We start from the raw sequence: 453 nt of genomic DNA, 5'->3' as shown, positions 1-453 counted from the left end.
GCGACGCCTTCCTCGAAACCACCGGCGTCAGCGACGTCAAATCGCTCGCCACGATCGCGCCGGATCTCAACTACGCGCAGGTACAGACCGTCGTGCCCGGGCTGACGATTCGCGGCATCTCCAGTCGCGACACGACCGAGATCGGCGATCCGTCCGTGGTCGTCGTGACGGACGGAAGCTCGGACAATCGCCCCTACGCGTTGAGCGGCACGCTTTACGATCTCGACCACATCTCCGTGCTGCGCGGGCCGCAAGGCGCCCTGTATGGGCGCAACGCGGTGGGCGGCATCGTTGAGATCGCGACGGCCAAGCCTTCGCGGACGTTCGAGGGCCGCGCGTCCGTCGATCTCGGCAATTACGCCACGCGCAATCTGGAGGCGATGGTCAACGTCCCAGTCAACGACGTACTGCAGTTCCGCGTGGCGGCCATCTCGCGCCGGCACGACGGCTATC

General features: G+C 66.2%; 1 protein-coding gene. It reads left to right on the top strand.

The annotated features are described in order from the left end of the window. On the top strand, window positions 1–453 hold a 453-nt coding region (locus QCE48_RS31770; RefSeq protein WP_309794518.1), incomplete at both ends, for a TonB-dependent receptor plug domain-containing protein.

The sequence above is a fragment of the Caballeronia sp. LZ024 genome (assembly GCF_031451455.1).
In the GTDB taxonomy this organism is placed as follows: Bacteria; Pseudomonadota; Gammaproteobacteria; order Burkholderiales; family Burkholderiaceae; genus Caballeronia; species Caballeronia telluris.
This window is presented reverse-complemented; position numbering and strand designations above follow the sequence as displayed.